At 64.4% G+C, this 20,086-nt stretch carries 21 protein-coding genes; 8 read left to right on the top strand and 13 right to left on the bottom strand.

What is annotated here, in order from left to right:
- Positions 1 to 110: 110 nt before the first annotated feature.
- Entirely contained in the window at positions 111 to 773 is a 663-nt protein-coding gene (locus SLT36_RS10105) for a hypothetical protein (protein ID WP_432287194.1), read from the top strand.
- Between the two features lie 119 nt (positions 774 to 892).
- Here the strand turns inward: SLT36_RS10105 and SLT36_RS10110 are convergent, their stop codons facing one another.
- Positions 893 to 2,479 (bottom strand): ABC transporter substrate-binding protein, encoded by a 1,587-nt coding sequence (locus SLT36_RS10110; protein ID WP_432287196.1) that lies wholly within the window; start codon positions 2,477 to 2,479, stop codon positions 893 to 895.
- 59 nt (positions 2,480 to 2,538) lie between these two features.
- The gene (locus tag SLT36_RS10115; protein WP_432287198.1) at positions 2,539 to 2,700 is read right to left on the bottom strand and encodes a hypothetical protein; all 162 of its coding nucleotides are present in this window, start codon (positions 2,698 to 2,700) and stop codon (positions 2,539 to 2,541) included.
- 68 nt (positions 2,701 to 2,768) lie between these two features.
- On the opposite strand from SLT36_RS10115, the gene SLT36_RS10120 reads away from it, so the two are divergent.
- Positions 2,769 to 3,692 (top strand): sulfurtransferase, encoded by a 924-nt coding sequence (locus tag SLT36_RS10120; RefSeq protein WP_432287199.1) that lies wholly within the window; start codon positions 2,769 to 2,771, stop codon positions 3,690 to 3,692.
- Between the two features lie 105 nt (positions 3,693 to 3,797).
- Positions 3,798 to 5,009 (top strand): YeeE/YedE family protein, encoded by a 1,212-nt coding sequence (locus SLT36_RS10125; RefSeq protein ID WP_432287200.1) that lies wholly within the window; start codon positions 3,798 to 3,800, stop codon positions 5,007 to 5,009.
- 67 nt (positions 5,010 to 5,076) lie between these two features.
- Here the strand turns inward: SLT36_RS10125 and SLT36_RS10130 are convergent, their stop codons facing one another.
- On the bottom strand, positions 5,077 to 5,415 hold the full coding sequence (locus SLT36_RS10130) for a hypothetical protein (protein ID WP_432287202.1): 339 nt from the start codon (positions 5,413 to 5,415) through the stop codon (positions 5,077 to 5,079).
- Positions 5,416 to 5,436: 21 nt separating this feature from the next.
- Between SLT36_RS10130 and SLT36_RS10135 the strand changes: the two genes are divergently transcribed.
- Positions 5,437 to 6,045: a DUF6969 family protein gene (locus SLT36_RS10135; RefSeq protein WP_432287204.1), complete on the top strand. Its 609-nt coding sequence runs from the start codon at positions 5,437 to 5,439 to the stop codon at positions 6,043 to 6,045.
- A 60-nt stretch (positions 6,046 to 6,105) separates the two neighbouring features.
- Here SLT36_RS10135 and SLT36_RS10140 read toward each other — a convergent pair whose 3' ends face one another.
- From SLT36_RS10140 to SLT36_RS10150, 3 genes are all read right to left on the bottom strand, one after another.
- Entirely contained in the window at positions 6,106 to 7,209 is a 1,104-nt protein-coding gene (locus SLT36_RS10140; RefSeq protein WP_432287206.1) for a serine hydrolase domain-containing protein, read from the bottom strand.
- A gap of 27 nt (positions 7,210 to 7,236) precedes the next feature.
- A complete protein-coding gene (locus SLT36_RS10145) occupies positions 7,237 to 8,835 on the bottom strand; it encodes an ABC transporter substrate-binding protein (RefSeq protein WP_432287208.1) in 1,599 nt (532 codons plus the stop codon).
- Positions 8,836 to 8,914: 79 nt separating this feature from the next.
- Positions 8,915 to 10,069: an NAD(P)/FAD-dependent oxidoreductase gene (locus tag SLT36_RS10150; RefSeq protein ID WP_432287209.1), complete on the bottom strand. Its 1,155-nt coding sequence runs from the start codon at positions 10,067 to 10,069 to the stop codon at positions 8,915 to 8,917.
- Between the two features lie 114 nt (positions 10,070 to 10,183).
- On the opposite strand from SLT36_RS10150, the gene SLT36_RS10155 reads away from it, so the two are divergent.
- Positions 10,184 to 10,807 carry a helix-turn-helix domain-containing protein gene (locus SLT36_RS10155; RefSeq protein ID WP_154386860.1) on the top strand — a complete coding sequence of 208 codons (624 nt, stop codon included), beginning with the start codon at positions 10,184 to 10,186 and terminating at the stop codon, positions 10,805 to 10,807.
- A 45-nt stretch (positions 10,808 to 10,852) separates the two neighbouring features.
- Here SLT36_RS10155 and SLT36_RS10160 read toward each other — a convergent pair whose 3' ends face one another.
- The 6 genes from SLT36_RS10160 to phnC form a co-directional block, all read right to left on the bottom strand.
- Positions 10,853 to 11,989 carry an alpha-D-ribose 1-methylphosphonate 5-triphosphate diphosphatase gene (locus SLT36_RS10160; protein ID WP_432287210.1) on the bottom strand — a complete coding sequence of 379 codons (1,137 nt, stop codon included), beginning with the start codon at positions 11,987 to 11,989 and terminating at the stop codon, positions 10,853 to 10,855.
- Position 11,990: 1 nt separating this feature from the next.
- Positions 11,991 to 12,698 (bottom strand): DUF1045 domain-containing protein, encoded by a 708-nt coding sequence (locus SLT36_RS10165; protein WP_067958747.1) that lies wholly within the window; start codon positions 12,696 to 12,698, stop codon positions 11,991 to 11,993.
- Positions 12,699 to 12,797: 99 nt separating this feature from the next.
- The gene (phnE, locus tag SLT36_RS10170) at positions 12,798 to 14,183 is read right to left on the bottom strand and encodes a phosphonate ABC transporter, permease protein PhnE (RefSeq protein WP_432287212.1); all 1,386 of its coding nucleotides are present in this window, start codon (positions 14,181 to 14,183) and stop codon (positions 12,798 to 12,800) included.
- 2 nt (positions 14,184 to 14,185) lie between these two features.
- Complete coding sequence (gene phnE, locus SLT36_RS10175) at positions 14,186 to 15,139, bottom strand: phosphonate ABC transporter, permease protein PhnE (RefSeq protein WP_432287213.1); 954 nt, start codon at positions 15,137 to 15,139, stop codon at positions 14,186 to 14,188.
- 74 nt (positions 15,140 to 15,213) lie between these two features.
- Entirely contained in the window at positions 15,214 to 16,125 is a 912-nt protein-coding gene (gene phnD, locus SLT36_RS10180) for a phosphonate ABC transporter substrate-binding protein (RefSeq protein ID WP_432287215.1), read from the bottom strand.
- A 91-nt stretch (positions 16,126 to 16,216) separates the two neighbouring features.
- Positions 16,217 to 17,059: a phosphonate ABC transporter ATP-binding protein gene (phnC, locus tag SLT36_RS10185; protein WP_432287217.1), complete on the bottom strand. Its 843-nt coding sequence runs from the start codon at positions 17,057 to 17,059 to the stop codon at positions 16,217 to 16,219.
- A gap of 284 nt (positions 17,060 to 17,343) precedes the next feature.
- Here phnC and SLT36_RS10190 point away from each other — a divergent pair, with 284 nt between their 5' ends.
- Positions 17,344 to 17,688: a GFA family protein gene (locus SLT36_RS10190; protein WP_432287218.1), complete on the top strand. Its 345-nt coding sequence runs from the start codon at positions 17,344 to 17,346 to the stop codon at positions 17,686 to 17,688.
- A 59-nt stretch (positions 17,689 to 17,747) separates the two neighbouring features.
- Here the strand turns inward: SLT36_RS10190 and SLT36_RS10195 are convergent, their stop codons facing one another.
- The gene (locus SLT36_RS10195) at positions 17,748 to 18,086 is read right to left on the bottom strand and encodes a winged helix-turn-helix transcriptional regulator (protein ID WP_432287219.1); all 339 of its coding nucleotides are present in this window, start codon (positions 18,084 to 18,086) and stop codon (positions 17,748 to 17,750) included.
- A gap of 227 nt (positions 18,087 to 18,313) precedes the next feature.
- Here SLT36_RS10195 and SLT36_RS10200 point away from each other — a divergent pair, with 227 nt between their 5' ends.
- A complete protein-coding gene (locus tag SLT36_RS10200) occupies positions 18,314 to 18,748 on the top strand; it encodes a GFA family protein (protein WP_432287221.1) in 435 nt (144 codons plus the stop codon).
- 227 nt (positions 18,749 to 18,975) lie between these two features.
- The gene (locus tag SLT36_RS10205) at positions 18,976 to 19,998 is read left to right on the top strand and encodes a Tim44 domain-containing protein (RefSeq protein WP_432287223.1); all 1,023 of its coding nucleotides are present in this window, start codon (positions 18,976 to 18,978) and stop codon (positions 19,996 to 19,998) included.
- Positions 19,999 to 20,086 lie beyond the last annotated feature (88 nt).

Raw genomic sequence — 20,086 nt, forward strand, 5'->3', positions numbered from 1 at the left:
TGCACCGATTTCAAAAGGTTGTATGCTTAACAAAGTGTTTCCGATGATCGGAACGCGTGATCATAGCGCCAGTTTGGGGACGGGCGCGTTTTTTCCCTCAGGAGGAAGAAATGACGACGTACCCAACCTGCGTGCGCAGGATTCACACGATTCTGCTGGTTTCCTCGGCTCTTGCGGCGGTCAGCTTCGTTCTCCCCGCATCTGCCCAGAGCAACATCCGGCCGCGCATGACGGCCGCGCAGTGCCAACCTCTCACCCAGGGCAACTATGAAATGTGCTGCATTGCGATCAATCGCAGCAGCGTCATGTCGTCCGATCAGCTGGCAGCGTGCCCGCCGCTGACGACCTCGCTGATCGCGGCTGTATTGGCCGGCAGCGAGAACGACGGCGATGACGGCGACGGTGGCACCGATGGTGGTGGCGACAACGGCGGCGGCGATAACGGCGGCGGCGGCGATAACGGCGGCGGCGGCGATAACGGCGGCGGCGGCGATAACGGCGGCGGCGGCGGCGGTGGCGGCGCGCGTGGCGGCGGCGGCGGCGGCGGCGGCGGTGGCGGTGGCGGCGGCGGCGGTGGTGGCGGTGGCGGTGGCGGCGGGGGCGGCGGCGGCGGCGGCGGTGGCGGCGGCGGTGGCGGCGGTGGCGGCGGCGGCGGTGGCGGCGGCGGTGGCGGCGGCTCTGATGGTGCTGACGGCGATTCCGGTGGCGGTGGTGCGGCTGCCGGTGGTGGTGCTGGCGGCGGCGCCGGCGGCGCCGGCGGCGCCGGTGGTTGAGCCAGACCGAACCTGATCGGGCAACATGCGAGACATGCCGGGCGGCTTTGCCGCCCGGTTTTTTTGTTGCCGTAAAATTTGTCGAACGCGCTGGAGATCTCGGCGTTGGCCGCAGGCGTCTATTTGGACACCGCCCAATAGCGGTCGTCGGCAAAGGTCGTGCCCATCATCAGGCCCTTGACCCGCGCGCTGACGCCGACCTTGCGCACTTCCTGGAACATCATGATGAAGGGAGAGGTGTCCGTATGCACCTTCTGGATCGCCTCGTACATGGCCTTGCGCTTGGCGGTGTCCTGCTCGCGCACGGCGGCCATGGCGTCGGGCGACAGTCGGCCGGCGTTCCAGCCGAAGCGGTCGGCCAGGCTGTCGGAACCGTCGGGAGCATCCTGCTTGTTGACGGCGAAGGCCTTGGCGTTGGAGTGCGGGTCGGGATAGTCGGGCCCCCATAGCCCAAGCCAGATGTCGAGGTCGTGGTTGCGGTAGCGCTCGAGCCATTCGCGGCCGCCGATCACCTGCAGATTGAGATGGACGCCCGCCTGCGCCATGGTGGCCTGGATTGCCTTGGCGAAATCGGTAAAGGGTTGGGTGTCCCACACCACCATGTCGAGCGAGAACTCGCCGCTGACCCCGCCTTCGGCCAGCACCGCCTTCGCCTTCTCGACGTCGAAGCTGAACGGCCGGTAGGCGATGGCGCCGAGGAAGCCGTTGGGCACCAGCGTCTGGTGCACTTCCATGGTGCCGCGCGAAATGGTGTCGACGATGCCCTGGTAGTCGACGAGGTACTTCATCGCCTCGACCACCTTGGGATTGGCCAGATACTGGTTCCTGACGTTCAGGCCCATGTAATAAATGTTGCCCGAGCGACCATGGACGATGGACAGCTTCGGGTTGTTGGTGAGCGTGTCGAAATCGTTGGGCCCGAGCCGGTTGGCGATGTCGATCTCGCCGGTTTCGAGCAGCCAGCGTTGGGCCGAGCTTTCGGCGACATGGCGGATCAGCACGTGCTCGACCTTGGCCGGCGCGCCCCAGTATTTGTCGTTGCGCGCCAGCAGGATCGATTCCCTCGGTTGCCATTTGCTGAGCGCAAACGGCCCCGATCCCGCGGAGTTCTGTGCCTTTAGCCAGCCATTGCCATAGTCGCCGTTTACTTCCTGCGCCTTGACGATCTTGCTGTCGACGATTGCGCCCATGTAGGACGACAGGCAGTAGAACAGGAAACTCGGCGAATAGGTTTCGGCAAGGGTGATGACCAGGGTCTGGTCGTCCAGCGCCCTGATGCGGTCGTCGACATTGTCAGGCGAAAAGCCGAACTGGCCGATGATGAAGGCCGAGCGCGACTTAAGGTGAATGACCCGCCTCAGTGAGAATTCGGCGTCCCACGCCGTCACCGGATTGCCCGAGGCAAAGCGCGCCTTCGGGTTCATCTTGAAGGTGAAGGTCTTGCCGTCGGGCGAAATCGCCCAGCTTTCGGCGAGCAGGCCCTTGATGCGGGTCGGGTCGTCGGCGTCGAAGGTGAGCAGCGACTGATAGATCTGGCTGCTGGTCAGCACGCCGCCGACCTCACCGACCTCGCCCGGATCGAGGGTTACGACGTCGTCTATGGCATCGGCAACGACCAGAGTGTCGTCAGGCGTATGGGCGAACGCAACCGAGACAGCGAGCGCCATCCCCAACATCGCTGCAACCATGGCCTTCAACAAACGCATGCCTCTAGTCCCCTCATGAGCCTTTGCTGCGGCCCAAATCATCGGCTCGGCGGCGTCGATCAGAAAGTCGTCGTAATAGGCCGATTTGTGAAGGGGTTATATTCTTTTGCCCGCATATGAACATGCGGCATGATGCGTGGAATCGTTTTCCAATTTTGTCCAAGTTTCGCGTATTCTGTTTTGAAATTGCCGCCGATTTGGGTCTCGGATGGCGTGTTCATGTCGTGATTCCGGATTACTGTTGCTCTCAATATCTGTTTTTGGAATCGTTTTCTCCTGGAGTTGTCCGATGCGCTTTTCTCTGTTGGCTGCAGTCGTTACTGCGGGTTTGGCTTTTGCCACCGGCGCGCAGGCCGAACGCCTGACCGACAAGCCGCTTGTCGACGCCGTCTGGCTCAAGTCCAACCTCGGCAACAAGAGCCTCGTCGTGATCGACGTGCGCGATGCCGCCAAGGATGGCGCCAACCCCTACGCCAAGGGCCACGTGCCCGGTGCCGTCAGCGCTCCCTATTCCACGGCCGGCTGGCGGGCCGAGATGAATGGCGTTCCCGGCATGCTGCCGCCGCTCGAGACCATCACCAAGACCATCGGCGACCTTGGCGTCAGCAATGACAGCCATGTCGTCATCGTACCGAATGGCACCGACTCCTCGGAATTCGGCGGCGCCACCCGCGTCTACTGGACCTTCAAGGTGCTCGGCCATGACGCCGTGTCGATCCTCGACGGCGGCGCTCGCGCCTGGGAAGCCGCCGGCGGCGAACTGGCAACCGATGTCGCCAAGCCCGCGGCGGTCGCCTTCACGGGCGAACTGAAGAAGGAGCTTCTGGCCACGACCGCCGATGTCGAAAAGGCGCGCGCCGAAGGCATCAAACTGATCGACGGTCGCCCGGCCGCGCAGTTCAAGGGCGAGGCGAAGAGCCCTGTCGTCCGTGTTGCCGGCACCATTCCCGGCTCGAAGAATCTCGAAAACAGCAAGCTCTATGACGCGGAAAAGGCGTCCTTTGCGTCGAAGGAAGCGGTTGGAAGCCTGTCGCAGTCCGTTGGCCTGGCCAAGGACCAGCAGAACATCGCCTTCTGCAACACCGGCCACTGGGCGTCGGTGGTGTGGTTCGGCCTGAGCGAGGTCGAGGGCAACAAGAACACCAAAATGTATGATGGCTCGATGGCCGAATGGGCAGCCGATCCGGCACGCCCCGTGCAGCCCGGCAACTGATCGCCAGAGGGCAGGGCCGACACGACGATGTCCAGGAGCGATCCTGGACATCTTCGTTTGAAGCGGCCACGCTTACACTTCCAGAATGTCCCGGACTGATCTGAAATGACTGAGATAAATGCCACCGCGCCGGCACCTGTCGCTGGCGTCAACCTCGACAAGGGACCTGTCGTCTTTGTCGGGCTTGCCTTGATCCTCGGCGGGCTCGCCATCGGCCAGGTGATCGATACGCGCCAGGCGGTGCTGTTTGTGATCGGCGGCCTGCTTGGGCTGACGCTCTACCACGCCTCCTTCGGCTTCACTGGCGGCTGGCGCCGCTTCGTCGTCGAGAAGCGTGGCAATGCCATCCGCGCCCAGATGCTGATGATCGCCGCGGCAGCGGTCGTCTTCATTCCGCTTTTGTCGCTCGGCAGCTTCAACGGCCAGGCGCTCGTCGGCGCCTTCGCGCCGGTCGGCGTGTCGGTGCTGGTGGGTGCCGCGATGTTCGGTCTCGGCATGCAACTCGGCGGCGGCTGCGGCTCGGGCACTTTGTTCACCGTCGGCGGCGGCAGTTCGCGCATGCTGGTGACGCTGATCTTCTTCATCGTCGGCGCTGTCATCGGCACGGCGCATCTGCCGTGGTGGCTGGCGCTGCCGTCGCTGCCCGAGATCAGTCTCGGCAAAACACTTGGCGTGACGGGCGGAGTGATTGTTACGCTTGTCGGCCTGGCGTCCGTCGCCGGCCTCACCGTGCTGATCGAGCGTCGTGCCCATGGCGCCATCGAGACGGCAAAACCCGCGCCACGCCATGGCGTGGGCCGCTTGCTGCACGGTCCGTGGCCGCTGATCGGGGCAGGGCTTCTGCTCGCCGCTCTCAACGTCGCGACACTGGTCACTGCCGGCCATCCGTGGTCGGTGACCTTCGGTTTCGGCCTGTGGGGCGCCAAGGTGGCGCAGGCGGTCGGCGTGCCGGTCGAAACCTGGGCGTTCTGGACCTGGCCCGGGCCGGCCAAGGCGCTGGGCTCCAGCGTGCTCGCCGACATCACCTCGGTGATGAATTTCGGCATCATCCTCGGAGCCGCGCTGGCCGCAGGCCTCGCCGGCAAGTTCGCGCCCAAGGTGCATATGCCTTTCGCCTCGTTCCTGGCGGCGGCCATCGGCGGCGTGCTGATGGGCTATGGCGCGCGGCTGTCCTTCGGCTGCAATGTCGGTGCGCTGTTTTCCGGCATCGCCTCGGGCAGTCTGCATGGCTGGCTGTGGTTCGCCTCGGCCTTTGTCGGCAGCCTCGGCGGTGTCGCTCTACGTCCGCTCTTCGGTCTCGATGGGTTCAAGAAATGAGCGCGCGCAACACTCTGCTGTTCGGCACGGCCTTCCTCGCCGCCACCTCGGCCGTCGCCGTCGACCATTACCGCTTTGCCGTGCCGAAGGCTGCACCCGCTGCCGCCGCGCCGGCAACGCCCTGCGCCGCCGGTAACCCGTGCGCTGCAAGCTCGCCTTGTGCCGCAGCTTCGCCCTGCTCGGCCGCATCGCCTTGTGCCGCGGCCGCTCCTTGTGCCGCAGCATCCCCATGCGCGGCAGCGTCGCCATGTTTAGCAGCTTCGCCTTGCTCGGCGGCACCCGCTCCGGCGGCCGTCGCCCCTTGCGGCGCTGCCTCGCCCTGCGCGGCAGCTCCCGCACCTGCCGCATCTCCATGTGCTGCCGCTCCCGCAGCCTCGCCTTGCGCGGCCCAGCCGCAATAGGCCAAGCTGCGGCCCGGAGGCCAAGGATGGACGAGATGAGAGTGGAGGCGGCGCGACAGGCGCTGTTTTGCGAGCAGGTGCTGGCGAAATCCAACAGCAACGTGCTGCTCGAGACGCTGCGCGAGGCCAAGTCGGTGGCCGCCTGGGAGCATTTTCCCCAAGGCGACGTGTTCGACGCTGAGACGGGTGCGCAGTGGTATTACCACAGCCACCCGCCGCGGGAGGGGCAGGCCGAACACGGTCATTTCCATTGCTTCGTCAGGCCGGAAGGCGCCAACGGGCCGATCCACCACGTGGTGGCGGTCGGCGTCGACGCCTATGGCCGGCTGCTGCGTCTGTTCACCGTCAACCAATGGGTCGTCGGCGACAACTGGTTGGAGGCCGAGGCGACGATTGCGCTCTTGCCGCGCTTCGACCTGCATTTTGCCCGGCCGTCCTACCTGGTCAATCGCTGGCTGAGTGCCGTGCTGGCGCTCTATGGCGAGGAGATCAGGGCGCTGATCCGCGAGCGCGACCGCGTACTGGCCGCGCATCATCAGGCGAATGGCGCTCCAGCGCGCGACGACCGCGCGCTGGAGGTGACGTCCGAACTCGGCGTTGACCTTCGCCAGATGGCCGCCGGCCTGGGCGTCTGAACACATTGGAACTGGGCGTCGTGCTTTCCTGAAATCGGTCCCGAATTCGGGGCCGGTGCGCTATCCCCTCAGGATGATCCTGATGGCCTGGTCGAACACGGGGTGCATGCTGCTGGCATAGAAGGACAGGCGATTGCCCGAGCCGGCATTGCAGGCCATGGCCACCGTCAGGCCGGACCTGGGCTCGTGCTGCATGACGGCGACGTAGCCGGGAATGCTGCCTTGGTGGCCGAAGAACGGGCGGTCGGCGTAGCTGCTCTGGAACAGGCCGGCACCTGTCTCGCGCATCCGGGTCCCGGGAAAGCTGACTTCTGCGCGGTTCTCGCTCATTTCGCGGAACAGCGGTGCAGGCAGGAGGCTGCCGTTAAACAGCCCACGCATGAAGACCACCATGTCACTCGGCGTCGACACCATGTCGCCGCAGCCATAGGCGCCGGAAAAGGGAAAGCTGTCCGAGGAGTCCTGCAAATCGTCGGAATAGGGCAGCACGCCGTCCATGCGCCACATCTCGCCGCCGTCGGCCAGCGTCGCGCTGGTACCTGTCACAGGCTTCGGACGATGATAGTAGCCGCGCACGATGCGCCCGGACGGAAAACTTTCGGTCGCCGGCGACCATGTGTCCTCGAGGCCGAGCGGTCCGAGGACCTTTTCGCGGAGATAGGCGCCGAGCGACAGGCCGGATGCCGCTTCGATCAGCATGCCGGCCAACACATAGCCGGTGTTGTTGTAGACCGCCGGGCCGCCGGGTGCGGTCTGCTCGCCGACGTTGAAGGCGAGCTCGACCAGTTGGGCCGGCGTCCAGGTCCGACTCGGGTCCATCGGGATGTCGTATTCGAACTCCGGCAAGCCGCCGCGATGGTTGATCAGCTGGCGCACCGACACCTCGCCCGATCGCGGCAGGTCGGGGAACCAGGCTGAAATCGGCGCGCCGAGATCGACCTTGCCGTCCTCGGCGAGCTTCATCAGCGCCGCGGCAACGAAGGTCTTGGTGCAACTGCCGATCTTGAACAGCTGGTCCGGTGTGACGGGCAGGTTGCGCGGCTTGTCCGATACGCCCGCGGTGACGGCAACGACCTCGCCGTCGCCACGCGCGAAGGCGAGGGAGGCGCCTACCGCGCCCTCGGCGCGGTAGGTTTCGAGCAGACGGTTCAGGTCTTCGCGCATGACTGTCTGCTTTCTCCGTTGCTTGCCTTACTCGGCGACGTCGACGGCGGCGAAATTCTGCCGGCCGAACGGATCCATCACATAGTTGAGCACGCTCTTGCGCACCGGGATCGAGACCACCGAATGGGCGATCGGCGCTTCAGGCACCTCTGCCTTCAAGATCGCCTGAGCGGCGCGGTAGATCTCGGCGCGCTTCTCCGGATCTGATGTGACGCGGCCGGCAGCGAGCAGCTTGTCGAACTCGGGATTGCACCAGCGCGAACGGTTCGAGCCACCCTTCACACCGTCGCAGGCAAAAGAGAAGGACAGCATGTTGTCGGGATCACCGTTGTCGCTCGAACCGCCCAGCAGATAGGCGTCGTGCTCGCCCTTGCCGGTCCGGGTCAGGTATTCGCCCCACTCGAAGGTGACGACCTCCGACTTGACGCCGACGGCCGCCCAGTCGGCCTGGATCATTTCGGCCATGCGGCGGGCATTGGGGTTATAGGGGCGCGACACCGGCATGGCCCAAAGCTTGATGTTGGTGCCGGCGTCGAGGCCTGCTTCCTGCAGCAGCTTCTTGGCGCCTTCCGGATCGTAGTCGATCGCGGCGTCGGTGACCGCACCCAGTTGCATCGGCGGCACCATGCTGCCGGCCAGGCTGCCGGCGCCCTGATAGACCGCTTCGACGATGGCCTGGCGGTTGATCGCCTTGGCAAGCGCTGTGCGCACGCGCACGTCGCCGAGCGGCTTGTGCTCGGTGTTGAAGCCGACAGAGCCGATGTTCTGGCCCGGCTGGCTGAGGATATCGATCTCGGGATTGTTCTTGATCTCGGCAAGTGCTGCGGCCGGCGGCGGGGCGGCGACCTGGCACTCATTGGCCTTGATGCGGGTGACGCGGACGACAGGTTCCGGCGTGATGGCGAAAATCAGCGTGTCGATCTTGGGCGCGCCGTTCCAGTAGTCCTTGTTGGCGACGTAACGGATCTGGGCATCCTGCTGGTAGGCCTGCAGGATGAATGGGCCGGTGCCAACCGGGCGCTGGTCGATGATTTCGGGCGTACCGGCGGCGACCATCTTCTCGGTCTGCTCGAGCGACAGGATCGAGAGGTAGTCGAGCGCGACCCCGGCGAGGAAGGTGACGTTGGCTTCGGTCAGGGTGAAGCGCACCGTGTAGTCGTCGACCTTCTCGATGCTCTTGATCATCGAGCCCATGCCGAGGCCGAAGAAGTACTCGTAAGACGCGTTCGACAGCTTGTGATAGGGGTTCGCGGTGTCGCGCTGGCGTTCGAAGGTGTAGAGCACGTCGTCGGCGTTGAACCCGCGCGATGGCGTGAAGGTGTCGTTGGAATGGAACTTCACGCCCTTGCGGAGATGGAAGGTGTAGACCTTGCCGTCTTCGGAGACGTCCCATTTCTCTGCCAAGGCAGGTCCGACTTCGGTGGTGCCCGGCTTGAATTCGACGAGGCGGTTGAAGATCGTCTTGGCGGCCGCATCCATGGTGGAGTCCGCCACCGTCAGCATCGGGTTGAAGGTTTCGGGGCTGGCCTCCGAGCAATAGACGAGTGTCTTGGCGTAGGCCTGGCCGCCGAACATCATGGTCGAGGCGACAAGCGCCGAACGCAGAAACATGCCAGAAGAAGTCATTGTTATCGCTCCCTTTATGGTTGGTTGTGGCGCGCAGCGGTTCTCCTCCCACAGCGCCGAGATGCTTGCTGCCTGAGGTCTACGTGCCCACGGCGCTGATGCCGTTCGCCTGCACGAAACGGTCCGGCGCGAGCGCGCCATAGGTTACGCCGAGTTCGACGAGATCATCAGGCAGCGGCTCGCCGCGCATCAGTGCCGATCCCAAACGGGCCAGTGTCAACGACACCTGGAAGCCGTAGCCGCCCTGGCCGCCGAGCCAGAAGAAGCCGGGCAGGCGCGGGTCGAAGCCGACGACCGGCGTGCGGTCCGGCGCAAAGGTTCGCAAGCCGGCCCAGGGCGTCGACGGCCGGCCGACATCGAGACCGGTCGCTTCCTCGATGTTGTAGGCGGCGGTGGCGACGTCGATGTCCTCGGGATAGGCGTCGCACGGTTCTGTGTCGGCCTCGTCGGCGAGTGAGCCGATCAGGCGGCTTGCATCAGGCTTGAAATAGAAGCGCTCGTGCAGATCGACGACGAGCGGCCATTTGCGCACATCGACGCCAGCGGGCGGGTCGAACAGGAAGGCGGTGCGCCGCTTGGGCATGAAGCCGAGGCCGGACAGGCCGGCACGGCCGGCGATGACGTCGACCCAGGCGCCTGCCGCGTTGACGACGATGTCGCCGTCGTGGATGCCCGACGCCGTGACGACGCGGAAGCCGTCCGGCGTGCGCTTGATTTCGAGTACATCGGCGCCGGTAACGATCTTGCCGCCCGATACCTTCAGTGCCGAGGCCTGGGCCTGGACCATCTTGCCGGTGTCGATGTCGACGGCACCCGGTTCGTAGACGGCACCGCAGGTCCGCTCCGGCGCGATCAGCGGCACCAGCTCGCTAACGTCCCGAGGCGACAGCCGCCGCACTGATGGCACCAGTGCCTGGTACTCTGCAGCGAGCTCGTCGATGGCATCGTCATCGTCGGGGCCGCCGAAATGCAGGGCGCCACGCACATGCTCGATGAAGCCGCCATCGATGATGGCCTGCCGGCTTGCCACCGACAGGGCGCGGACCAGCGTGTTGCCGTAGGTTTCGGTGAACAGGGCAGCGGAGCGCCCGCTTGCGTGGTAGCCGAGCTGGGATTCGCGTTCTATCACCGTCACCTCGGCCCATTGCTGGACCGCGGCTGCGAGCGAGAGGCCGGCAATGCCGCCGCCAATGACGATAACTCTGGGGGTGTGGGACGTGGAATGCATGGCCATTCGTAAAATCATTTTCTGATCTGGTCAATAATTAGCGGATAGGAAAAATATGGGTGAATCTTGCGACAAGGAATGAGTTGGACTAGCTAACATAGTCAGGTGATGGAGATGCCAATGTCCGAACAGCCGAATCTCGGCGACTGCCTGCGCAACCTGAGACGGCAACATGGCTGGACGCTTCAGGACGTCAGCCATCTCACCGGCGTAGCGGTGTCGACGCTGTCGAAAGTCGAGAACGACCAGATGTCGCTGACCTACGACAAGCTGCTGCAGATATGCGGCGGGCTCGGCATCCATGTCACCGAGCTGTTGAGCGGCGATTCAAAGCAGCCCACGGCGCGTACGCGCCGGTCGGTGACGTCGAAGAGCACGACGCTGCGCCAGCTGACGCGCAACTACGACTATTATTATCTCGCCACCGATCTGGTGCGAAAGCGCATGGTGCCGATTCTGGCCGATGCGCGGGCGCGCACACTCGAGCAGTTCGGCCCGCTGACCAGCCATGCCGGCGAGGAGTTCCTGATCGTGCTGAAAGGCGAGATCGAGGTCCACACCGAGCAATATGCGCCGGTGCGGCTCAAGGCTGGCGAAAGTGTCTATATCGACAGCACCATGGGCCACGCCTACCTTTCGGTCGGCGAGGGCGATGCGGAAATGCTGTGCGTCTGCTCCGGCGACGAGCCCGATATGGAGCAGACCCTGATCGGCCTCAATGAGGAAGAGAAGGTCGGCGCCTAGAGCGTCTTGCTGGAAGTTGCAAAACGCGCCAGTTCCTGAAGTGGTTTATGCGACGCGGCGGCCTTCGCGCCAGACGGTCCGCACGACCGGCACATGTTCGTCGACCCGCACGCGCACCAGATCGCCACGGCGCCCAGCTTCGATGACGCCGCGGTCGGTGAGGCCGACGGCGTCTGCCGGGTTCTTCGACACCATCGCCATTGCCTGCGGCAGAGAGATGCCGTCGACGACTTCGCCAAGGAAGAAGGCCGACTGGATCAGGCTGAAGGGGATATAGTCGGACGACAGGATGTCGAGCAGGCCGTGTTCGGCAAGGGCACGGGCTGAGACGTTGCCTGAGTGCGAGGCGCCGCGCATGACGTTGGGCGCGCCCATCAGGACGCCGAGGCCGGCCCCCTTCGAGGCGTTGGCGGCTTCGAGCGTGGTCGGAAATTCGGCGACGCGGATGCCCTGCGCGATCGCCTCATCGACATGGGCCGATGTGGCGTCGTCATGGCTCGCCAGCACGATGCCGCGCGCGTGGCAGGCAGCCGAGATCGCCTGCCGGTTCGGCGCCGAATTGCGGGCGGAATCGCCCATGCGCTTGTCGCAGAATGTCCGGAACTCGACGTCGTTCAGCTTGAGCTTGCGCTGGTAGTAGTAAGCGTAGGTTTCGAGGTTGACGAACTGGCGCTGGCCGGGCGCGTGGTCCATCAGCGAGGCCAGCTTGACGCGGTCGTCGCCGTCGAAGACGGCAAAGCTGTCCTGGCAGTCGCCGGCGGAGACTTCGCAGCGCAGATGAATGAAGTGATCGGCGCGGACGCGGTCGGCGCGCACGCTGTCTTCGATCGCATCGGCAAGCAGGCGCATGTCGGCGGCCGTCATGTCGGCATCCTCGTCCATGCCGACGCGCAGCGCGTCGAAGACGGTGGTGATGCCGGCCGACGCCACCTGTGCGTCATGGGCAAGCACGGCGGCAATCGGGTTCCAGCGCACGCGCGGTCGCGGCGCGTAGTGGCCTTCGAGGTGGTCGGTGTGAAGCTCGACGAGGCCGGGAATGACGTAGTCGCCGGCCATGTCCTCGCCGATGGCGCTCGGGCCGGTAGAAATCTCTGTTATCCTGCCGTCACGGACGACGATCGAGCCGTCGATCACCTCGTCGGCCAGGACGATGCGGGCATTCTTCAGGACAAGGTCGGTCATCTCAGGCGGTCTTTCTTTCAGCTTGCTTGCCCAGTGCGCGATAGGTCCGCACCTCGAACGGCGCACCCGGAGACGGCTCGACGAACACGGCCAGGCCATCCACCGGCACCGGCTTGTCGAGTGTGTCGCCCAGGCATTCCTCGATTGCGACGCGGACGCGCGCGGCTTCTTCGGCCGCGATGCGGCCGGTCAGGGTCATGTGGAAACGGAAGGTGTCGAAAACATAAGGGTAGCCCCACTGGCTGAGGTTGCGGCATTCCCTCGGCGACAGCGCATCGGGGTTGCGGCGGGCAATCTCGGCGTCGCTCAACGGTGCGCGGAATGGTTCGAACGCCATCACCACATCGCCGGCGAAGCGGTCGAGCTCAGGCAGCGGCTCCGCCGGCACGAGGGCGAAGAAGCCGTCGATCTGGGCGAGTTTCAGGCGTGGTATGTCGAACGGCACGGTGGCATTTGCAAAGGCGTCGACCGCATCGATGAGGCCAACCTCGGTCATGCCGTCGGCGAGGCGGAACGGTGCCTTGAGCGTGGCATGGAAGCCGTAGCGCCGGGCTGCCGCCGTATGGAACGCAACCTCCGCGGCCGACAGCGCGCCAAACGCCTTTGCCGCCGTGACTGCGCCGCCAAACGCATCGCGCCCGAGCCAGCCGGCCGCGATGCGACACAGCGGATCATCGTGCTCAGGCGTGAAATAGATGGCGTAGCGCATGGAAAGGTTCCTGGAAGGCCGTGCGATAGATGATTTGCGTGACAGTTTGACGAAGTAGTGGCCGACTTTGCTGCCTTTGCAAGGGCCGGCCACATTTGTTCAGTGACTGGCCTTGTTGCCGATCAGGCGTTGGCGCAATGCAGTCGAGATGTTGTCGAAGATGAACACCACGACAAGGATCAGCAGCACCATATAGGCGACGTTTTCCCAGTCGGAATTGGTGCGCATCGCTTCCCACAGCTTGAGGCCGATGCCGCCGGCACCAACGGCGCCGATGATGGTGGCCGAACGGGTGTTCGATTCCCAGAAATAGAGCGACTGGCTGATCAGCACCGGCAGCACCTGCGGCACGACGCCATAACGCTGGACCGAAGCGGGCGAGGCGCCGACAGAGCGCATGCCTTCGCGCTGCTTGTCGTCGATGTTCTCCAGCGCCTCGGAGTAGAGCTTGCCGAAGGTACCGGTGTCGGTGAAGAAGATCGCCGAGATGCCGGCGATCGGGCCGGGGCCGAAGGCGCGGGTGAAGAACAGCGCCCAGATCAGCATGTCGACCGAGCGCAGGAAGTCGAAGAATCGCTTGGCGACCTGGTTGACGAGGCGGTTCCGGGTGATGTTGCGCGCGGCCATGAAGGCGAGCGGGAAGGCGAGCAGGCTGGCGAACAGCGTGCCGACGAAGGCCATGACAATGGTCTGGGCAAGCTTGAGCCAGACGTCGCCGTGCTGCCATTCCGAGTTGTTGACGATGTTGTCCCAGGCAAGGGCGGCGTTGGACCTGTTGGGGTCGAGACGTTCACCAGAGGAGATCAGTGACAGCACATCGCTCATCGACTTGCCCCAGAAGGGCGAGTTGGCGTCGAAGACGAAGTTCTCCCAACCGAAGAAGCGGTGGCGGATCTTGACGTCGTCCTCATCGATCTGCAGGCCGCCGGCAAAGCCGAAATCGGCAAGGATCTTCTGGCCCGGGCCTTTCTGCGTCGCCCAGCTGGGCAGGGAACCCGTGACCGAGATGCTCTGGCCCGGCACGATGGTCACGTCGAGCGTTTCGCCGCCATGGGCGACCATCACGCGATCAGGCGCTATGTCGATCGTCGTGGCGGTTCCGATATGGGCAACGACGCGATCGGCAGGCGCCTTGTTGCCGGCGATGGTGGCGCCGGCCGGCTGGGTGATGTCGAGCCAGTCGGGATGGCGGTCGGCGCGATAGGACGAAAAGCGCGCGTAGCTGATGTCGAGGCGGCCATTCTCGAACTCGATCTGCGGACGGATCTCGTAGCTGACCCAGTCGGCGAGATAGGTTCCGGCGATGCCCCAGTTGCCGGCTGCAAGCACCGCGCCCACGGCGAAGAACCACCAGGCGAAGGCGAGATAGGCGACGATGCCGGCGCTGACCGCCCAACCGATCAGGCTCTTGCGCCAGGAGCCGCTGACGACGCCGGGGTGGCGGTCGGCGATAGCTTGCATGTCGGCCATGGAAAGTGTGGTCATGATTATTCCCCGCGACCGAAGGCGAAGGCCTGCTCGCCGACCAGCTTCTTGCGCAGCCAGGCCGAGAACTGGTCGACCGCAACGATGGTGCAGAACAGCAGGATGATGATGGCGATGGTCTTGGCTTCGTGGTTGCGGCTGATCGACAGGCGCAGCGCCTCACCGATACCGCCGCCACCAACCGCGCCGATGATTGTCGAGGCGCGGACGTTGATCTCGAGGCGCAGCAGGCCATAGCTCAGGAAGTTGGGCATGACCTGTGGCACGATGCCGAACCAGACGCGCTCGGGCCAGTTGCCGCCGACGGCGCGCAGGCCTTCGTCGGACTTCATGTCGGCGTTCTCGACCACTTCGAAGAACAGTTTTCCAAGTGCGCCGACGGTGTGCAGCGACACGGCGATGATCGCCGGGATGGCGCCCATCGAGAGCACTGCCAGGAAGAAGCCGGCGATGACGATCTCGGGGAAGGCGCGCAGGATTTCGAGGAAGCGGCGGACGAAGAAGCGCAGCCAGCGCTGGGTCACCAGGTTGGAGGCCGCCAGGAAGCAGAGCAGGAAGCCGAAGGCGAAACCGATCAGCGTCGAGACCAGCGCGATGTTGATCGTCTCCAGCATCTTGTAGCCGTATTCGGGCATGTAGACCGAGCCGAACAGATACATCCGGCCTTCGGGGTAATCGAATTTCAGGCTGCCGTCGGCATAGGGCGAAGGCAGGTCGAACATGGCGCGCCAGACCTCGAGGCCGTCGCGCGGGACCAGCTGGTCGACGAAATCGAAGAAATGCGGCAGCCGGTCGAAGAACTTGCCGGCGTTGCTGTCATTGGCGAACCAGAGCGATCCGGACAGCGCAAGCAGGAGGACAATCAGGCCGCCGGCCGTGTAGAGGCGGCGGCGCCCGGCGAGCTCGCGCCAGTGCTGCTCGACCGCGAGGCCGGCTTCCGAGAGGGGCATTGTCATGGGGGTTCCGTCCGATCCCGGATAAAAAGGGACGCGCCGCGTGTTTCTCGCGGCGCGTCCGGGAGGCTTGGGGCTTAGCTGCCGATCTGCGCCTTACGGGCGTCGATCACGGGCTGGTAGAACTCAGGAGTGACTTCGGTGAAGCCCTTGAAGTCGCCGCCCTGGATGGCCGAGAAGCAGGCGGGATCGGTCTGCGGCAGCTTGATCATATAGTCCTTGAACTTGGTCTTGATGTCGGCGTCGAGCGAGGTGCGGACGACGATCGGGCCGTTCGGGATCAGCGGCGACTTCCAGACTTCGACCAGGTCGTCCATGTCGAGGATGCCCTTGTCGACCATCTTCTTCAGGTTGCCCGAGGTGTAGCCGTCCTTGAACTCGCCGACGCCCGAACCGAAGGTCGTGCCGGCGTCGAAGGTGCCCTTGAGCACTTCGAGGACGAGGTTCTCATGGCCGCCGCCGAAACCGGTTTCGGCGAAATAGTCCTTCACGGCCGTGCCGCCGAGGTCCTTGGGCAGCGAGGTGACCGGGATCAGGTAACCCGAGGTCGAGTCCGGATCGGCGAAGCCGAGCTTCTTGCCCTTGAGGTCTTCGAGCTTGGTGATGCCCGAATCCTTCTTGGCGACCATGATCGAATAGTAGCCGGTGGCGCCGTCGGTCTGGACGGTGGTCAGGATCGGCTCGACCGCATCCTTGTTCTGCAGATAGATCTTGGCGTAGCCCGAAGCGCCGAGCTCGGCGTAGTCGAGCGTGCCGCCGAGCAGGCCCTGGATGGTGCCGTCATAGTCGGCAGCCGGGAACAGCGACACCTTCTCCACGCCGATCGCCTTGGGCAGCTGGTCGACGAGGCACTGGAAATTGCGCAGGCGGTCGGCTTCGTTCTCGCCGCCGATCAGGCCGATGCGGAATTCCTTGAGGTCGGCTGCATGGGCCGAACCGATCGCCAGCACGGCGAGCGAAGCGGCACTGAGAAGTGCTTTCTTGAACATGACATGTCTCCAGTTCGGCCCGGCGGCATGCCGGGTCATTGCGGTTGCTGATTGCGAGCCCTTGACGCGGGCGAGACGAACGCGAGCAGCCTCAGACCGGGGCGTAGGCCGGTTCGAGAGGTGCGGCGGATACGGGAACCCTGACCTTGACCGGACGAATGCTGGTCGAAGTGATGGCTTCGGAAATTTCAGTGCCGTCGGCGTCGGCGCCGTAGACGAGGCGGACGGCCTCGATGGTAAGGTCTTCAGGCGCGCCGTCGAAGACCACCGCGCCGCCCTGCATGCCGATGATGCGGTTGCAGTAGGTGCGGGCGGTGTCGAGCGTGTGCAGGTTGGTGATGACGGTGATGCCATCGCGCAGATTGATGTCGCGCAACGCGTCCATCACCACCTTGGCGTTGAGCGGGTCGAGCGAGGCGATCGGCTCGTCGGCGAGGATCAGCTTCGGCTCCTGCATGAGAGCACGCGCAATCGCGACGCGCTGCTGCTGGCCGCCAGACAGCGTACCAGCCGGCTGAAGGGCGGTGCGGGCGATGTCGAGGCGCTCGAGCGCGGCGATCGCCCGGATGCGCTCTTCACGCGTAAAGATCGAGAGCAGGTTGAGCGCGGTGGAGCGGTGGTTGAGGCGGCCGAGCAGTACGTTGGTCAAGACGTCGAGGCGCGGGACGAGGTTGAACTGCTGGAAGATCATGGCGCAGTCGCGCTGCCATCGGCGCAGCTGCGTGCCGCGCAGCGACGACACTTCGGTGCCGTCGAAGGAAATTGAGCCCTCGCTCGGGTCGATCAGGCGGTTGATGGTCTTGAGCAGGGTCGACTTGCCGGCGCCGGAGCGGCCGATGATGCCGACCATCTGGCCCGGCTGGATCTTGAGGTTGACGCCGTTGACGGCGACATTCTTGCCGAAGCGGCGCGTCACGTTGCGGATTTCGAGCATCTTGGCTTCCCTGTCCCGTCGGGCCTTTTCGCCCTTGTCTGCGATGGGCCTAGACCCGGGACGTGAAGCTGCAATGTCGGGACCATGTCAGTTTTGTTACGATGCACAGGCCGACGCGCGAAAAACGCGGCTTTTGAGGGCAAATATCGCTGTTTTCGGGAATCCCACCTCCCAATTCGGCTTAGCGCGAGCTGCTGTTGCCGCCGTTTGACGGCCGCGATTGTCAGGCCAGGGGACGGGCGCTAAGCCTTGCGCGCAAGTCAATCACGAGGAGGAGAGGGCCCATGGCCAAGGGAAGCTGCCACTGCGGAAATGTCTCGTTCGAAGTCGAGGGCGAGCCGGCAAGTGCGATCGAATGCAATTGCTCGCATTGCAGCCGCAAGGGCTACCTGTTGTGGTTCGTGCCGCGCGACAAGCTGACCGTCACGACGCCGCCTGAGCGGCTTTCGACCTACAAATTCAACAAGCACGTCATCGACCACATGTTCTGTTTGAACTGCGGCTGCGCGCCGTTTGGCATGGGCGTCAGCCCGAGCGGCGAAAAGACGGCGGCGATCAATGTGCGTTGCATCGAAGAGATCGATCTGATGACGCTCAAGCGCATCCCGTTCGACGGCCGCAGCCGCTGAACGCTTCGGCGGAGAATCACCCCGAGATCTGGCGTTGGCAGGTGTACCGCTTGGCCGCGTCAGGCCGCCTGGCGCTGACCTTTCCAGCTCTCGTGCTGCTTGCCCCATGCCGACATCGCGGCCACGGCATCGTTCAGGCTCAAGCCCAGCGGCGTGATCGAATATTCGACGCGCGGCGGCACCTCTTCGTAAGCATGCCGGCTGATAAGCCCGTCGGTCTCCATCTGCCGCAATTGTTGCGTCAGCATCTTTTCGCTGATGCCCGGCAGCAACCGGCGCAGTTCGGCAAAGCGATGGGGCCGCAGGTGCAGTTGCCACAGCAGCGCGGTTTTCCACTTGCCGCCGATGGCCTGCATGGCTGCGGCAAAACCGCAGCTGTCCGGTTCCTTGTGCCTCATCTTCCAGCTCCTGTCATGATATCAATGGCTTACTTCAAGGTGCGTACTTCTCAATGCTGTGACGGTACATATGTTCGGTCCGAGCGCGCGCCAAACGTAAACCAACCCCACGTCGCAAGGGGCATTCGCATTTCGGATAAAACTCGTGAAAACAGATGTCTGCGTGCTCGGCACGGACCGTATGGGCTCGTCCATCGTCCGAACTTTGTTCGACCAGGGCTACCCGCATGCATGACGGGGAGACGAAACGCACCGCCTCCTGTTCGTGTCGCAGCGTGAAACTCGTCCTCGCCGGGGAGCCGAGACGAGTCTATGCCTGCAGTTGCACCGAGTGCCAGAGATGCACCGGGACGGCATTCTCGTACCGCGCCATCTATGCGGATTCCGCCGTCGTCAGCCAGGAAGGCGAGACCAGGTCGTGGCGGCGAGCCGGCGCGTCGGGACAATGGCTGGAGCAGACATTCTGCACCACCTGTGGATCGGTCGTCTTCATGCGGGCGGGAGCGTTGACGGCGGCGCTGACGGTCTCGGTTGGCTGCCTGGAGGACCAAGGGTTCCCGGCGCCGGTCGTGCTCCACTGGCCGAACAGCAAGCACGATTGGCTTTGTCTCGAAGGTGTGCCCGAGGTGGGCTCGCCTCGAAAGGGAAATCACAAGGAGTAATACGAAAACCAGGCAGCTGGCTGTCGGCATTGTACCCAAGCACAGCCCGCAGACGGCCGCAGCTGACAGTCGGACATAAGATCCGCTTGCGGAAATCCTGGAAAAAGCATGACGAATCAATGCTTTGCCGAATTTCGGCAAGAATCTGCCAAAACTTGGCCTGCAAACCCTGACACTACAGTTGTTAGTCATTATATGAGAGCGGACGACACTTTGAGGATCCGCTGATGAAATTGTCCCGAACGACCCGCTTCGCCACGCTTTTCGCGGGCCTGTTCCTCGCCTTCTCCATGGTCGCCGTCGACCACGCCGATGCACGGCGCGGCGGCAGCTTCGGCAGCAGGGGTGCGCGTACCTTCCAGTCGGCGCCGCCGACCCGCACCGCGCCGCAGCCGACCGCGCCGGTCGAGCGTTCGATGACGCCCAACACCGGTCAGGCAACCAACCCGGCCGCCACCAGTGCAGCCCGTCCTGGCGCGACTGCACCGCAGCGCCCCGGCTTCATGGGCGGCTTCGGCGGCGCGATGATCGGCGGCCTGCTGATGGGTGGCCTGCTCGGCATGATGATGGGCCAAGGCTTTGGCGGCCTCGCCGGCATGTTCGGCATGCTGATGCAACTGCTGCTGATCGGCGGCGCCATCTGGCTCGCCCTGCGCTTCTTCCGTTCGCGCCAAGCCACCGGTCCGGCGATGGCCGGCGCGGGTGCCGGCGGCGGTAACTTCAACTACCGCGACGCGGCACCGTCTGGAGATAGCGGCAAGGCCAATGGCGGCAGCCGTTCGTTCAGCATTCCGAGCATCGGTGGCAGCCGCGCCGAGGCCGCGCCGCAGCAGCCTGCCAGCAAGGACATTACAGTGTCGGGCGAAGATCTCGACACGTTCCAGCGCCTGCTGACCGAGGTCCAGGAAGCGTTCGGCCGCGAGGACCACAAGGCGTTGCGTCGCCTGGTGACGCCGGAGATGGTGTCCTATCTCTCGGAAGAATTGGCCGACAACGCCCAGAACGGCGTCCGCAACGACGTGACCAACGTCCAGCTCCTGCAGGCCGACATTGCCGAAAGCTGGAACGAAGGCGACCGCGACTACGCCACTGCGGCGATGAATTATTCGTCGATCGACGTGACCCGCAACCGCACGACCGGCGAAGTGGTGGACGGCGACGCAAACGAGCCGAGCGAGACGACCGAACTGTGGACCTTCGTTCGCCAGAACGGCGGCGACTGGCAGCTCTCGGCTATCCAGGAAGCCTGATCGCAGGACGCGTCCAACGAATAAAAAAAGGCCGCGCATCGCGCGGCTCAGACTGCTGACGAACCCCGACGAATTTCGGCGGGGTTTT

The sequence above is a fragment of the Aminobacter sp. BA135 genome (genome assembly GCF_050859125.1).
Taxonomy (GTDB): Bacteria; Pseudomonadota; Alphaproteobacteria; order Rhizobiales; family Rhizobiaceae; genus Aminobacter; species Aminobacter ciceronei.